This is a genomic window from Micromonospora sp. RB23 (assembly GCF_053585025.1).
Genome location: NZ_CM132111.1, coordinates 1,132,757 through 1,146,998 on the forward strand (window position 1 = coordinate 1,132,757; position 14,242 = coordinate 1,146,998).

General features: G+C 69.9%; 12 protein-coding genes and 1 pseudogene. 4 read left to right on the forward strand and 9 right to left on the reverse strand.

Features of this window, described 5'->3' with window-relative positions:
• Positions 1–4: 4 nt before the first annotated feature.
• The 4 genes from ACTFTM_RS05280 to ACTFTM_RS05295 form a co-directional block, all read right to left on the reverse strand.
• Complete coding sequence (locus ACTFTM_RS05280; protein ID WP_449566546.1) at positions 5–1,936, reverse strand: ABC transporter ATP-binding protein; 1,932 nt, start codon at positions 1,934–1,936, stop codon at positions 5–7.
• Positions 1,937–2,091: 155 nt separating this feature from the next.
• A complete protein-coding gene (locus ACTFTM_RS05285) occupies positions 2,092–3,825 on the reverse strand; it encodes an ABC transporter ATP-binding protein (protein ID WP_449564734.1) in 1,734 nt (577 codons plus the stop codon).
• A complete protein-coding gene (locus ACTFTM_RS05290) occupies positions 3,819–4,301 on the reverse strand; it encodes a MarR family winged helix-turn-helix transcriptional regulator (protein ID WP_449564735.1) in 483 nt (160 codons plus the stop codon). Before ACTFTM_RS05290 ends, ACTFTM_RS05285 begins: the two co-directional genes overlap by 7 nt.
• 24 nt (positions 4,302–4,325) lie before the next feature.
• Positions 4,326–4,736, reverse strand: a complete 411-nt coding sequence (locus ACTFTM_RS05295; protein ID WP_449566547.1) for a DoxX family protein — start codon at positions 4,734–4,736, stop codon at positions 4,326–4,328.
• An 11-nt stretch (positions 4,737–4,747) separates the two neighbouring features.
• Here ACTFTM_RS05295 and ACTFTM_RS05300 point away from each other — a divergent pair.
• Positions 4,748–5,038 (forward strand): annotated as a pseudogene (locus ACTFTM_RS05300) (TetR-like C-terminal domain-containing protein); the annotation flags it as partial.
• Between the two features lie 118 nt (positions 5,039–5,156).
• Here the strand turns inward: ACTFTM_RS05300 and ACTFTM_RS05305 are convergent.
• Positions 5,157–6,596 (reverse strand): GuaB1 family IMP dehydrogenase-related protein, encoded by a 1,440-nt coding sequence (locus ACTFTM_RS05305; RefSeq protein ID WP_449564736.1) that lies wholly within the window; start codon positions 6,594–6,596, stop codon positions 5,157–5,159.
• A 95-nt stretch (positions 6,597–6,691) separates the two neighbouring features.
• The gene (locus ACTFTM_RS05310) at positions 6,692–8,443 is read right to left on the reverse strand and encodes an acetyl/propionyl/methylcrotonyl-CoA carboxylase subunit alpha (RefSeq protein WP_449564737.1); all 1,752 of its coding nucleotides are present in this window, start codon (positions 8,441–8,443) and stop codon (positions 6,692–6,694) included.
• 139 nt (positions 8,444–8,582) lie between these two features.
• Between ACTFTM_RS05310 and ACTFTM_RS05315 the strand changes: the two genes are divergently transcribed.
• The 3 genes from ACTFTM_RS05315 to ACTFTM_RS05325 all read left to right on the forward strand — a co-directional run bounded on the left by ACTFTM_RS05315 (position 8,583) and on the right by ACTFTM_RS05325 (position 11,081).
• The gene (locus tag ACTFTM_RS05315) at positions 8,583–9,194 is read left to right on the forward strand and encodes a PadR family transcriptional regulator (protein WP_449566548.1); all 612 of its coding nucleotides are present in this window, start codon (positions 8,583–8,585) and stop codon (positions 9,192–9,194) included.
• A 153-nt stretch (positions 9,195–9,347) separates the two neighbouring features.
• Complete coding sequence (locus ACTFTM_RS05320; RefSeq protein ID WP_449564738.1) at positions 9,348–10,307, forward strand: ATP-binding cassette domain-containing protein; 960 nt, start codon at positions 9,348–9,350, stop codon at positions 10,305–10,307.
• Between the two features lie 18 nt (positions 10,308–10,325).
• Positions 10,326–11,081, forward strand: coding sequence for an ABC transporter permease (locus ACTFTM_RS05325; RefSeq protein ID WP_355239372.1), 756 nt, complete (start codon positions 10,326–10,328; stop codon positions 11,079–11,081).
• Positions 11,082–11,163: 82 nt separating this feature from the next.
• Here the strand turns inward: ACTFTM_RS05325 and ACTFTM_RS05330 are convergent, their stop codons facing one another.
• The 3 genes from ACTFTM_RS05330 to ACTFTM_RS05340 form a co-directional block, all read right to left on the reverse strand.
• Positions 11,164–11,817 (reverse strand): O-methyltransferase, encoded by a 654-nt coding sequence (locus ACTFTM_RS05330; protein WP_449564739.1) that lies wholly within the window; start codon positions 11,815–11,817, stop codon positions 11,164–11,166.
• Positions 11,814–12,653 (reverse strand): Maf family protein, encoded by an 840-nt coding sequence (locus ACTFTM_RS05335; RefSeq protein WP_449566549.1) that lies wholly within the window; start codon positions 12,651–12,653, stop codon positions 11,814–11,816. The genes ACTFTM_RS05330 and ACTFTM_RS05335 overlap by 4 nt, the downstream gene beginning before the upstream one ends.
• Before the next feature lie 339 nt (positions 12,654–12,992).
• Positions 12,993–13,982: a S8 family serine peptidase gene (locus tag ACTFTM_RS05340; RefSeq protein ID WP_449564740.1), complete on the reverse strand. Its 990-nt coding sequence runs from the start codon at positions 13,980–13,982 to the stop codon at positions 12,993–12,995.
• Between the last annotated feature and the right edge of the window lie 260 nt (positions 13,983–14,242).

Sequence of the window (14,242 nt, forward strand, 5' to 3'; positions counted from 1 at the left end):
CACGCTAGACCGACGCCGGCTGGGAGGCGGTGGCCGACTCGTCGTCGACCACCGCTTGAGTGAACTGCGAGCGGTACAGCCGGTGGTACGCGCCGTGGGCGGCGAGCAACTGCTCGTGGGTGCCCTGCTCGACGATGCGCCCGTTCTCCATCATCAGGATCAGGTCGGCGTCCCGGATGGTGGAGAGCCGGTGCGCAATGACGAAGCTCGTCCGGTCCGAACGCAGCGCCGCCATCGCCCGCTGGAGCAGCACCTCGGTACGGGTGTCCACCGAGCTGGTGGCCTCGTCGAGGATCAGCAGGGACGGTTCGGCGAGGAACGCCCGGGCGATGGTGATGAGCTGTTTCTCGCCGGCGCTGACGTTGCTGCCCTCCTCGTCGATGACGGTGTCGTAGCCGTCGGGCAGGCTGCGCACGAACCGGTCCACGAAGGTGGCCCGGGCCGCGGCGACGATCTCCTCCTCGGTGGCGTCGGGGCGGCCGTACGCGATGTTGTCGCGGATGGTGCCGCCGAACAGCCAGGTGTCCTGGAGCACCATGCCGATCCGTCCGCGCAGGTCGTCGCGGCGCATCGTGGTGATGTCCACGCCGTCGAGCGTGATCCGGCCGGCGTCCAGCTCGTAGAAACGCATGATCAGGTTGACCAGGGTGGTCTTACCCGCGCCGGTCGGGCCGACGATCGCGACCGTGTGCCCCGGCTCGGCGACCAGCGACAGGTCGTCGATCAGGGGCTTGTCCGGCGCGTACCGGAAGGAGACGTGCGCGAACTCGACCCGGCCGTGCGGGTCGACGACCCGGACCGGCTGCGCCGGGTCGGGGCTCTGCTCGTCGGCGTCGAGCACGGCGAAGACCCGTTCGGCCGACGCCACTCCGGACTGGAGCAGGTTGGCCATCGAGGCGAGCTGGGTGAGCGGCTGGGTGAACTGGCGGGAGTACTGGATGAACGCCTGCACGTCACCGAGGCTCATCGCACCGGAGGCCACCCGCAGGCCACCGACCACCGCGATCGCCACGTAGCTCAGGTTCCCGATGAACATCATCGACGGCATGATGATCCCGGAGATGAACTGCGCGCCGAAGCTGGCCCGGAACAGCTCCTCGTTCTTCGCGTGGAAGGCGGCCTCCACCTCACGCTGCCGGCCGAAGACCTTCACCAGCTCGTGCCCGGTGTACGCCTCCTCGATCTGGCCGTTCAACGCGCCGGTGTGCGTCCACTGCGCGACGAACTGCTTCTGCGAGCGCTTGGCGATGCGCTGGGTGACCAGCACCGACAGCGGTACCGCGACGAGCGCCACCAGGGCCAGCAGCGGCGAGATCCAGAACATCACACCGAGTACGCCGACAACGGTCAGCAGCGAGGTGAGCAGCTGACTGAGGGTCTGCTGGAGGCTGGTGGAGATGTTGTCGATGTCGTTGGTGACCCGACTGAGCAGCTCACCACGGGGTTGCCGGTCGAAGTAGGGCAGCGGCAGCCGGTTGAGCTTCTCCTCCACCTCGGCGCGCAGCCGCAGCACCGTGCGCTGGACCACCCCGTTGAGCAGCCAGCCCTGCCACCACGACAGCACGCTCGACGCCAGGTAGAGCCCGAGCGCCAACAGCAGGACCCGGCCCAGCGCGTCGAAGTCGATGCCCACGCCGGGCACCACGTCCATCCGGGCCAGCATGTCGGCGAAGCTCTCGTTGCCGCTGGCCCGTGCCCCGGCGACGGCCTGGTCGACGGTGGTGCCCGCGGGCAGTTGCCGACCGATCACCCCACTGAAGATGAGGTCGGTGGCGTGGCCCAGGATCTTCGGTCCGGCCACGCTGAAACCGACGCTCACCACGGCGAGCGTGATGATCGCGCCCAGGTGCAGGCGGTGCGGGCGCAGCCGGCCGAGCAACCGCCGGGCCGACGGCCCGAAGTTCATCGACTTCTCGGCGGGCATCCCCGCGCTCATCCACGGCGGGCCGCCGCCCGGCCGGCCCGCCGGCAGCCGCTTCGGCGTCCGCGCGTCGCCGCCGGGCTGCGGCGCGGCTCCGCCGGTCGGCGCCGGCGCGTCGCCGGCCGGCTTCTGACTGGGTACGGCCGCGGTCCGCGATTCGTCGCGCTCGCTCATGCCGCCACCTCCGTCGTCTGCTGGGAGGCCACGATCTCGGCGTACGTCGGGCAGGTCTTTAGCAACTCCGCGTGTCGTCCCACTCCGACGACCCCTCCGTTCTCGAGCACGATGATCTGGTCGGCGTCGACGATCGTGGACACCCGCTGCGCGACGATCACCACTGCCGACTGCGCGGTGACCGGCCGCAGCGCTGCCCGCAGCCGTGCATCGGTGCCGAGGTCCAGCGCCGAGAACGAGTCGTCGAACAGGTAGATCTCCGGCTGCCGGACCAACGCCCGGGCGATGGCCAGACGTTGCCGCTGCCCGCCGGAGACGGTGCTGCCGCCCTGGGCGATCGGCGCGTCCAGCCCGCCGGGCATCTGGGCCACGAAGTCCCGGGCCTGGGCGATCTCCAACGCCGCCCACAGCTCATCGTCGGTGGCGTCCGGGTTGCCGTAGCGCAGGTTGCTGGCGACCGTGCCGGTGAACAGGTACGGCCGCTGCGGCACCAGCCCGATGCGTCGCCACAGTTCGTCGGGTTCCAACTCGCGTACGTCGACCCCGTCGACAAGTACCGCCCCGTCGGTGACGTCGACCAGGCGGGGGATGAGCGACAGCAGGGTCGTCTTGCCGGCGCCGGTGCTGCCGATGATCGCCGTCGTGGTGCCGGGGGTGGCGCGGAAGGAGATGTCGCGCAGCACCGGCTCGACCGCGCCCGGGTACTGGAAGCGCACCCCGCGCAGCTCCAACTCGGCCCGGGTGGGCAGTTCGGTGACCGGCGCGGCGGCGGGGACCACCGAGGAGTCGGTGTCCAGCACCTCGACGATGCGTTCGGCGCAGACGGCCGCCCGGGGCACCATCATCAGCATGAAGGTGGCCATCATGACGGCCATCAGGATCTGCATCAGGTACGCCAGGAACGCGGTGAGCGCGCCGATCTGGATCGCGCCGGAGTCGACCCGCTGCGCGCCGAACCAGAGCACCGCCACGCTGGAGACGTTCAGTACCAGCATGACCACCGGGAAGATCAACGCCAACAACCGTCCGGTACGCAGCGCGGTGGCGGTCAGGTCGGCGTTGGCGACGCCGAAGCGCTCCGTCTCGTACGGCTCGCGGACGAACGCGCGGACCACCCGGATGCCGGTGATCTGCTCGCGCAGCACCCGGTTGACCGTGTCGATCCGGGTCTGCATCAGCCGGAAGCCCGGCACCATCCGGCGGATGATGGCGCTCAGCGCGACGGCCAACACCGGCACGCTGACCAGCATCAGCCAGGAGAGCCCGATGTCCTCGCGCAGCGCCATGACCACCCCGCCGACGCTCATGATCGGTGCGGCGACCAGCATGGTGCAGCTCATCAGCACGAGCATCTGCACCTGTTGGACGTCGTTGGTGTTGCGGGTGATCAGCGACGGTGCCCCGAACCGGGCCACTTCACGGGCGGAGAAGCGGTTGACGTGCGAGAACAGCCGGGCGCGGACGTCCCGGCCGAAGCCCATGGCGACCTGCGCCCCCAGGTAGACGGCCGCGATCGAGCAGACGATCTGGATCAGGCTGACCAGCAGCATCCAGCCGCCGGTGTGCACGATGTAGCCGGTGTCGCCCCGGGCCACACCCTTGTCGATGATGTCCGCGTTGAGGCTGGGCAGGTAGAGCGAGGCCATGGTGCCCACGAACTGGAGCAGCACCACCGCCATCAGTGGTCTGGAGTACGGGCTCAGTTGGCCGCGTAACAGTCGGATCAGCACGACGGTTCCTCCGCGTCGGTGGGTCGTCCGGTCATCTGCGGGTCGTGACCGCTGCCGATGACTTCGAGTAGGAACTCCCGGATCACCTGGGCCTTCGCCGGGTCGGCGTCGACCGAGGTGAGCGGGCGTCCGGAGTGCATGAGAGCGCCGAGGGCGGCCACCCGCTCCCGGCCGGCGGGGGTGATGGCGAGTCGGATGCTGCGCCGGTCGTTGTCGTCGCGCTGGCGCTCGACCAGGCCGTCGCGTTCGAGGGTGTCGACGATGCCGGTCAGCGTTGCCGGGCGGACGAATCCCTTCTCGGCGACCTGGCGGTGGGGCAGCTCGCCGTGCCGGGCGAGCGTCATCAGGGTGATCATGCCGGCCTGGGTGAGGCCGTGCTCCTCGGCGAGGTAGCGGTTCCACCGCTGCCCGACGAGGTGCCCGGCCACGACCAGCAGTCGACCGAGCGGCACATCCTGGAGGGTGATGAGTTCCACGAGGGTAGGTTAGCCCCCTGATAGTCAGGGGCCAAACGAAATAGCCGCAGCGGTGGCGACGAACACGAGTTGCAGGGCGGTGCGCCGCCCCGGCCGGGTGACCGGGCGTCCGGCGAGGAGCAGCCCTCGGCGCGCGGCCGAGACGTTCGCCGGGAACATCGCGAGCATGAGCAGGCCGAGGCCGGCCGCGGCGAGGCGGGCGGTCGCGGGGATCAGCAACCCGACCGCACCGGCCAGCTCCAGCGCGCCGGTGAGCGTGACCAGCAGATCCGGCCGGGGCAGTCGGGGCGGGACCATCGCGATCAGGTCGGCGCGGCGTCGACCGACGAAGTGCGCGCTGCCGGTCACCACGAACATCAGGGCCAGGCCGACCCGCAGTGCGGGATGCCAACCGTCGAGTGCGGAGACGCCGGCCAGGCCGGTCAGTCGGGCCAGTGCGCTGCCCGTACGTGGACTTCGCCGTGGCGCACCGCGCCTACTTCGAGGTGATGTTCCGACCCGAGCTGTACCGGCCCGACGACCCCGAGCTGACCGCCGCACGCGAGCGGGCCGGAACAGCCCTCCGCTCGGGGGTGGCCGCCCGTGGAGCGCCCGCCGACACCGACCGGGACTCGCTCGCCGCCTGGTCGATAGCCCACGGCTTCGCCACCCTCTGGCTGGCCGGCGCCCTCCCGGACCGGGTAGGCGAAGACCCCCGCACAGCAGCCCGCGAAGTCCTAGCCCGCCTAACCCCCTAACCCCACCCCTCGAGGGTGTAGCGCCGATCATGGAGTTGTGGTGGGTGCTTCGCCCAGTGCTGCCCGTTGTGTCAGGCACCACTACTCCATGATCGACGCGGGCGGGGCGGGGTTGGTTCTACCAGCTGGTGGGGAGGGGCATTCCCTCGGTGTAGCCGGCTGCGCTCTGGACGCCGACGATCGCCCGCTCGTGGAACTGCGTCAGGTTGCGGGCGCCGGCGTAGGTGAAGGCGCTGCGCACGCCGGCGATGATCTCGTCGATCAGGTCCTCGACGCCGGGGCGGTTCGGGTCCAGGTACATCCGGGCCGAGGAGATGCCCTCCTCGAACACCGCCTTGCGCGCCCGGTCGTACGGGCTGTCGTCGGCCGTACGGGCGCTGACCGCTCGCGCCGAGGCCATGCCGAAACTCTCCTTGTACCGCCGGCCGTCCGGTTCGGTGTAGAGGTCGCCGGGGGACTCGTAGGTGCCGGCGAACCAGGAGCCGATCATCACGTTCGACGCGCCGGCGGCGAGCGCGAGCGCCACGTCGCGGGGATGGCGTACGCCGCCGTCGGCCCAGACGTGTCGGCCCAGCTGGCGGGCGGCCGTCGAGCAGTCGAGGACGGCGGAGAACTGCGGCCGGCCCACGCCGGTCATCATCCGCGTGGTGCACATCGCGCCCGGACCGACACCGACCTTGATGATGTCCGCGCCGGCCTCGACCAGGTCGCGTACGCCCTCGGCGGTGACCACGTTGCCGGCCGCCACGGGTACGCCCGGGTCCAGCTTGCGGACCGCCTGCAACGCCGAGATCATCCGCGCCTGGTGGCCGTGCGCGGTGTCCACGACAAGCGTGTCGACCCCGGCTTCGAGCAGCGCGGCGGCCTTGCCGGTGACGTCCCCGTTGATGCCGACCGCCGCCGCGATGCGCAGCCGACCCTTCTCGTCCACGGCCGGCGTGTAGAGGGTGGCCCGCAACGCGCCCTGCCGGGTCAGCACCCCGACCAGTCGGCCGTCGGAGTCCACCACCGGGGCGAGCCGACGCCGGCCGGCGGAGAGCCGGTCGAAGCCGGTACGCGGGTCCGCGTCCGCCGGGACGGTGTGCAGCTCGGTCGACATCACGTGGCGCAGTTGGGCGAACCGGTCCACGCCCATGGTGTCCGCCTCGGTGACCACGCCCATCGGCCGGCCGGCCTCGTCGACCACGATCACCGCGCCGTGCGACCGCTTCGGCAGCAGGTGGATCGCGTCGCCGACGGTCTCGGTCGGGCCCAGGGTGATGGGCGTGTCGTAGACGAGGTGCCGCTGCTTGACCCAGGCGACGACGTTCGCCACGACCTCGATCGGGATGTCCTGCGGGATCACCGTGATCGCGCCCCGCCGGGCCGCCGTCTCGGCCATCCGCCGGCCGGCGACCGCCGTCATGTTCGACACCACCAGCGGGATGGTGGTGCCCGTGCCGTCGCCGGTCGACAGGTCCACGTCGAGCCGGGAGCCGAGGTCGGAGCGGGCCGGCGCCATGAAGACGTCGGTGTAGGTCAGGTCGTGCGCGGGGGCCGCGCCGGAGAGAAACCGCACCCGGCAATCATTCCCGCCCACGGCCATCCGTGCCCAACTCGGTGTGGGAAACCACCCTCAGCGAGGCCGCCGGGCGGACAAACCGCCAACCAGGGTCAGGAGATGGTGCAGATGGGCGCGCCCGCCGTGATCACGGCGCCGACCTCGGCGGTGAGCCCGCTGACCGTACCCGCCTTGTGGGCGTGCAGCGGCTGCTCCATCTTCATCGCCTCGAGCACCACCACGAGGTCGCCCTCGGCCACCGTGTCACCGTCGGCGACCGCGATCTTGACGATGGTGCCCTGCATCGGGGAGGTGAGGGCGTCGCCGCCGACCGGTCCGCCGGCCTTGGCGCCGCCCCCGCGTCGGGTCGGCTTACGGGAGGCGGGTGAGGCTGTGGTCGTACTCCCACCGAAGCCGGCGGGGAGGCTGACCTCGATGCGCTTGCCGCCGACCTCGACCACGACGGTGTCGCGTTCGGCCGGCGCGTCGGTGACGCCGGCGGCGGCGGCGAACGGCGGCACGGTGTTGTCGAACTCGGTCTCGATCCACCGGGTGTGCACGGTGAACGGTTCGGCGGTGAACGCCTCGTCCCGCACGACGAGCCGGTGGAACGGCAGTGCGGTGGCCATCCCGTCGACGACCATCTCGTCGAGGGCGCGGCGGGCGCGCTCCAGGGCCTCGGTACGCGTCTCACCGGTGATGATCACCTTGGCGAGCAGCGAGTCGAAGTTGCCGCCGATCACGTCGCCGGCCGAGATGCCGGTGTCGACCCGCACGCCCGGGCCGCTGGGCAGGCGCAGCGCGGTGACGGTGCCCGGAGCGGGGAGGAAGTTGCGGCCCGGGTCCTCGCCGTTGATCCGGAACTCGATCGCGTGCCCGCGCGGCGTCGGGTCCTCGGTGATCCGCAGCTTGTCGCCGTCGGCGATCCGGAACTGCTCGCGGACCAGGTCGATGCCGGCGGTCTCCTCGGTGACCGGGTGCTCGACCTGAAGTCGGGTGTTGACCTCCAGGAAGGAGATCGTGCCGTCCTTGCCGACCAGGTATTCCACCGTGCCGGCGCCGTGGTAGCCGGCCTCGCGGCAGATCGCCTTGGCGCTGTCGTGGATCTGCGCGCGCTGGGCGTCGGTGAGGAACGGCGCGGGCGCCTCCTCCACGAGCTTCTGGTGCCGGCGCTGCAACGAGCAGTCCCGGGTGCCCACCACGATCACGTTGCCGTGCCGGTCGGCGAGGACCTGCGCCTCGACGTGGCGGGGCTGGTCCAGGTAGCGCTCGACGAAGCACTCGCCCCGACCGAACGCCGCGACGGCCTCGCGGGTGGCCGACTCGAAGAGCTGGGGGATCTCCTCCATGGTGCGGGCGACCTTGAGGCCCCGACCGCCGCCGCCGAAGGCCGCCTTGATGGCGACCGGCAGGCCGTGGTCGACGGCGAACGCCATTACCTCGTCCGGGCTGCCCACCGGGTCGGGGGTGCCGGGAACGAGCGGCGCGCCGGCGCGCTGGGCGATGTGCCGGGCGGTCACCTTGTCACCCAGGTCGCGGATCGCCTGCGGGGTCGGACCGATCCAGGTCAGCCCGGCGTCGATGACGGCCTGGGCGAAGTCGGCGTTCTCCGACAGGAAGCCGTAACCCGGGTGCACGGCGTCGGCGTCGGCTCGGGCGGCGACGTCGAGCAGCTTGTCGATGCGCAGGTACGTGTCGGTCGCGCTGTCCCCACCGAGCGCGTACGCCTCGTCCGCGAGGGTGGCGTGCAGGGCGTCTCGGTCGGAGTCCGCGTAGACGGCGACGCTGCCCAGGCCGGCGTCACGACAGGCGCGGATGACCCGGACGGCGATCTCGCCGCGGTTGGCGATGAGTACCTTGCGCACCTTCGTGGCTCCTCCCGGCAGGTTACTGACGGGGAGTGTATCGGCCGCCCCCGGCGGCCCCTAACGATCGCTCAGTGTGGGATGGGGCACTGGTTTAGTCAAACTTGGCTATTACGCTTGTCTGGTGTCTGCGACTCGGATGATGATCCTCGGCCTGGTGCGGTGGATGCAGCCCGTGCACGGTTACGACGTGCGCCGTGAGCTGCTGAGCTGGAGCGCCGACAAGTGGGCGAACGTGCAGCCCGGCTCGATTTACCACGCGCTGCGCAAGCTCACCGAGGAGGGTTTGCTGCGGGCCGTCGCCACCGAGCAGGTCGGTGCCCGTCCGGCGCGTACCACCTACGAGGTCACGCCGAAGGGGGAGGACGAGTTCGAGACCCTGCTGCGCAACTTCTGGTGGAACTTCACCGAGCCGGTCGACCCCTTCACCGCGGCCTTCTCCTTCCTGCCCGCGATGCCCCGGTCCGAGGCGGCGGCGGCGCTGCGCAACCGGGCCAACCTGCTGCGGGCGGGCATGGAGTCGATGCGCGCGTCGCTCCAGTCGGACTGGGTCCGCAACACCAAGCCGGTGCACGTCAGTTGGATGTTCGAGCTGTGGTCGGCGCGGGCCGAGGCGGAGCTGAACTGGTGTGAGCGCATCGCGGAGCGGATCGAGTCCGGAGTGTCGTACCTGCCTGCTGAGCTGGCGAACGCCGAGGGTTGGTCGGGCCGGCGGGAGGGCGAGGAGCGGGTCGACCGCGACGCGAAATAATCAACGTTGACTACAAGCGCTATATCGCGTTAGCCTGCTGTCGGCACAGCGGGGGAGTGCGCCGTCCGGCGTCGTCCCACTCGACGGCCGGCCCCACCGGCCCGACCGACACTCGACGGCCGGCCCGGCCGGCCCGACCGACCAGGAGCAGAAATGATCGAGACCAGGGGGCTGCGGAAGTCGTTCCGCTCCCGCGCGGGTCGAGAGACGAAGACGGTGGACGCCGTGCGCGGCGTCAACCTCGAGGTCGCCGAGGGGGAGATCTTCGGCTTCCTCGGTCCCAACGGCGCAGGAAAGACCACCACGCTGCGGATGCTCGCCACGCTGATCGAGCCCGACGGTGGCGAGGCCACCATCGCCGGCGCCGACCTGCGCAAGGACCCCGCCGAGGTCCGCCGCCGGATCGGGTACGTGCCGCAGGGCGGCAGCACCTGGGACGAGTCGACCGCCCGCGAGGAGCTGGTCCTGCACGCCCGGATGTACGGCATCGGCAAGGCCGACGCGCAGCAGCGCGCGGTCCGCGCGCTGGATGCCTTCCAGCTCACCGAGTACGCCGACCGCAAGTGCAAGACCTACTCCGGCGGCCAGCGTCGGCGGGTCGAGATCGCGCTCGGCATCATCCACGAGCCGAAGATCGTCTTTCTGGACGAGCCGACGACCGGCCTCGACCCGCAGAGCCGCGCCCACATGTGGGACGAGATCCGGCGGCTGCGCAACGAGGGGATGACCGTCTTCATCACCACGCACTACCTCGACGAGGCCGACGCCCTCTGCGACCGCATCGCGATCATGGACAACGGCGAGGTCGTCGCCGAGGGCACGCCGGCCGAGCTCAAGCGGGAGATCTCCGGCGACGTGGTGCTCGTCGGCCTCGACCTGGCCGCCACCCCGCAGGCCACCAAGGCGCTCGACGGCGAGCCGTACGTCAACAAGCTGGAGACCGCCGACGAGGGCGGCCTGCGCCTCTACGTCGACGAGGGCGCCACCGCCATTCCCCAGGTGCTGCGCCGACTCGACCACGCCGGCCTGGAACTGCGCTCGATCGAGCTGCACCGGCCCAGCCTGGACGACGTCTTCCTGACCAAGACCGGCCGCTCGCTGCGCGAGTCCTGACCCCCGGAGAGACGACTCATGAAATTCGCCCGCGACACGTGGCTGATCTTCCAGCGGCAGATCCAGCTTCTGCTGCGCAACCCGGTCTGGGTCTTCGTCGGCGTGTTCCAGCCGGTGATGTACCTGCTGCTCTTCGCCCCACTGCTCAAGCCGGCCCTGAACGCGCCCACCCAGGCCGCCGCCTACAAGATCTTCGTACCGGGCCTGCTGGTGCTGCTGGCCATCTTCGGCGGCCTGTTCCAGGGCTTCGGCCTGATCGCCGAACTCCGCGCCGGCGTCATCGAACGCTCCCGGGTCACCCCGATCAGCCGGCTCGCCCTGCTGCTCGGCCGCTCACTGCGCGACGTCGTGTCGCTCATCGTGCAGGCGGTCATCATCACCCTGCTGGCGCTCCTGTTCGACCTGCGGGTGTACATCGGTGACCTGCTGCTGGCGTACCTCATGCTCGCCCTCATCGCGCTCATGACCTCGGCCGTCTCGTACGGCGTCGCGCTCAAGGTCAAGAGCGAGGACGCGCTGGCCCCACTGATGAACACCGTGGCGCAGCCGGTGCTGCTGCTCTCCGGCATCCTGCTGCCGCTGACCTTCGCGCCGGGCTGGTTGCAGGGCATCGCCGACTGGAACCCGTTCTCCTGGGCGGTGGACGGCACCCGGGCGCTGTTCGCCGGTGACCTGGGCAGTGACAAGGTCTGGCAGGGCCTGACCATCACCGCGGTCCTCGCCGCGCTGGGCGTCTTCTGGGCCGCCCGCCAGTTCGCCCGCAGCGTTCGCTGACGCGCGTCTTCCGCTGTTGATCGGGGTGCCCCTTCTTGTCGGGGCACCCCGATCGCCTTCGCTCGCTGGTAGGTCAGCTGGGTCAGCGCACCCGGGCGAGGGTGAGGCCGTCAGCGATGGGCAGCATCACGGGGTCGACCCGTACGTCGGCCAGCACCTCGTCGTTGAACGCCGCGATCGCCCGGTCGTTGACGTCCTGCGGGGCGATCACCCGCCCACCGCGCAGCACGTTGTCGACGGCGATCACCCCGCCCGGGCGCATCCGCGGCACCAGCTCGGCCCAGTAGACCGGGTACCCGGTCTTGTCGGCGTCGATGAACGCGAAGTCGAGGTGGCGCTCCTGCGGCAGCTCCCGCAGCGTGTCGCCGGCCGGGCCGATACGCAGGTCGATGCGGTCCTGCACCCCGGCGCGGGCCCAGTAACGTCGGGCGATCCCGGTGTACTCCTCGGAGATGTCGAAGCAGGTCAGCCGCCCGCCCTCGGGCAACCCGCGGGCGATGGCCAGCGCCGACAGGCCGGTGAACGTGCCGACCTCGACGGCCTGCCGTACGTCGAGCAGCCGGGTCAGGAACGTCAGGAAAGCGGCCTGCTCCGGCGCCACCTGCATGCTGGCGTGCTCCGGCAGCACCGACCGGGTCTCCTCGGCCAGATCCCGGATGATCTCGTCAGGTGGCGCGCCGTGCGCGACCAGATAGGCGTGCAACTCGTCGGTGAGCGGGATCGACTTGGTGGTCATGAGCGGACGTTACCGAGCGGCTCGACCGATTGGCCGCCCGGCGCGACCTTTGTCCACAGGTCCGTGATCTGCAGACCCAGTTCCGCGAGGAGTCGACGCAGCAACGGCATCGACAACCCGACGACGGTCCCCGGGTCACCCTCGATCCGCTCCACGAACGGCCCGCCCAACCCGTCGATGGTGAACGCGCCCGCCACCGCCAACGGCTCACCCGTGGCCACGTACGCGGCGATCTCGTCGTCACTGATGTCCGCGAAGTGCACGACCGTCGAGGCGACCGCCTCGGCCCGCCGTCCGGTGACACCGTCGATCAGGCAGTGCCCGCTGTGCAGGACCCCGCTGCGCCCCCGCATCCGCAACCATCGACGGGTGGCGTCCGCCGGGTCGGCCGGCTTGCCAAGAATCTCCCCGTCGAACGCGAGGACCGAGTCGCAGCCGATGACCAGGGTCCGCTGACCGGTCCCGGCAGCGGTGCCGTTCGGCGTGGCGGCGTTGGTGGGGTTGTGCGGGGTGGTGCCGTTCGCGGGGCCGTGCGGGGTGGTGGTGTGTGTTGGGTCCTGCGGGGTGGTGTGTGTGGGTTCCTGCGGGGTGGTGTGTGTGGGTTCCTGCGGGGCGGTGGCGTTCGGGGTGGTGGCGTTCGGGGTGGTGGCGTTCGGGGTGGTGGCGAGGTTCAGTCGGGCGAACACCGCCTGAGCCTTGAGCCGAGCCAGTTCCAGGCACAGATCCTCGGCTCGATCGGTCACCACCAGGGATTCGTCCACCCCGCTGACCAGCACGTCCGGCTCGATGCCGGCGGCCCGAAGCGACTTTCGACGAGCAGGACTGGCGGAGGCCAGCACGAGACGGAGCGGCAGAGTGTCAGACACCAGCCCGACGTTACCGGCCCGCCACGCCCGACACTCATCCCCGGCCAAGCGCCGCGCCGCGCCGCGCTGCCCCGCCCCGTGCCGCCCCGTGCCGCCCCGCCGCGTCGTGCCCGGTGCCGTGCCCTTGATCCACTCCACATCCCCGATGTCGCGCTATCAATCCACAGGAATACCCCCACATCGCCGATACGGAGTCGATCGAGGTCACCCGCTGCCGTGATCCACTCGGCTTCCCGCAAACCGCGGCATCCCAAGCCCCAGGACCCCCCGATGTCAAGAAACCCGAGTCGATCAAAGCGCTCGGCCCGACTATCGGCTGATTTTGGGCGGCGGATCATCACCACGCCGCCGACGCCGTGCCGCGAAGGCCCACCCGACGCCGATGGCAACGATCACCCCAAGGGTGACAAGGCCGCGAACGGACGAGCTGTCATCTCCGTCCGACCGGGCATCGGCCGTCGTGGTCGGACCGCCGCCGGCTGGCGCGCTCACCGATTCGAATCCCAGCGGGGGTACGTCTGCCGTCAGTGCCGCCACAAGATCGATCACGCCGTACCCGTACTCGTCGTCCCGACCAGGTGGACCCTTGTCGACGGCCGTGGCCGTAAGCCGGTGGGCCACCTCCTGCGCCGGCAGGTAGGGGTACTTCGATCTGATCAACGCCGCCGCCCCGGCCACAATCGCAGTGGCACTCGAAGTCCCCGTGCCTTTCGAGTACTTCCCCCCGTAACTGGTGCTGTAGATATCGACCGCAGGCGCGACCACATCAACTTCCGGACCGGTCACTGAGACGGCGGCGTGCTGCCCAGCACGATCGATGCCGCCAACAGCAATCACTCCCTCTTCGCTGGCGGGGTATGCGACGTGGCTGTTTGGCGCGTTTCCTGCTGCTGCTACGAGAACAATGCCTGCTGCCATGGCGGCCTCTATCGCCCGAACGAGCCGCGGTGTCGATGCTCCTCCGCTGGAGATACTAATGACCTGGACGCGCTTCGATATTGCAAACTCGATAGCTGAAGCAAGATCGTCGGCTGCTCCCAGATTGTCCGAAGTGGAAGACCTTATGGGGAGTATTTTAGCGTGAGGTGCGATTCCGAGGGCACCTGTCTCTGCAGTCCTTCCGTGCGCTCCGACCAGTCCGGCCATGCTGGTGCCGTGACTGTTGAGGTCTGTTCGGCCATCCCCCGAGCCGCCGGGAACAGTGTCGGTTCCGGTTAGCAAATTATTGGCGAGATCGGGGTGGGGGTAAACGCCGGTGTCGGGTATCGCGACAATGACGCCGTCGCCTTTGCTGATCACTTGCGCCTGGGTTGCATTCAAGTATTGAAGATGCCACTGGTCTGCTCGGATTCTTTCGACACCAGCGGGAGGGGAGGGGGTCGGTGCGGGGTGTGGAGGCGTTGCTGATGTCGGTTGCAGAAAAGATAATGGCACGGCTAATGCTATTGTAACTATCTTTTTGATAGTCGACATTACCGTTTAAAGCCGATGGCCGGCCCTGGATCGATAGGTCCCTCATCTTCCGGAGGCAGGACTATCGGCGCGACACCCTTGTTGGT

What these genes read in the sequence shown, in the direction of transcription:
- ACTFTM_RS05280 (WP_449566546.1), bottom strand. Translation starts at nt 1,936, where the DNA reads ATGAGCGCGGGGATGCCCGCCGAGAAGTCGATGAACTTCGGGCCGTCG.
- ACTFTM_RS05315 (WP_449566548.1), top strand. Translation starts at nt 8,583, where the DNA reads ATGATGATCCTCGGCCTGGTGCGGTGGATGCAGCCCGTGCACGGTTAC.
- ACTFTM_RS05320 (WP_449564738.1), top strand. Translation starts at nt 9,348, where the DNA reads ATGATCGAGACCAGGGGGCTGCGGAAGTCGTTCCGCTCCCGCGCGGGT.
- ACTFTM_RS05325 (WP_355239372.1), top strand. Translation starts at nt 10,326, where the DNA reads ATGAAATTCGCCCGCGACACGTGGCTGATCTTCCAGCGGCAGATCCAG.
- ACTFTM_RS05330 (WP_449564739.1), bottom strand. Translation starts at nt 11,817, where the DNA reads ATGACCACCAAGTCGATCCCGCTCACCGACGAGTTGCACGCCTATCTG.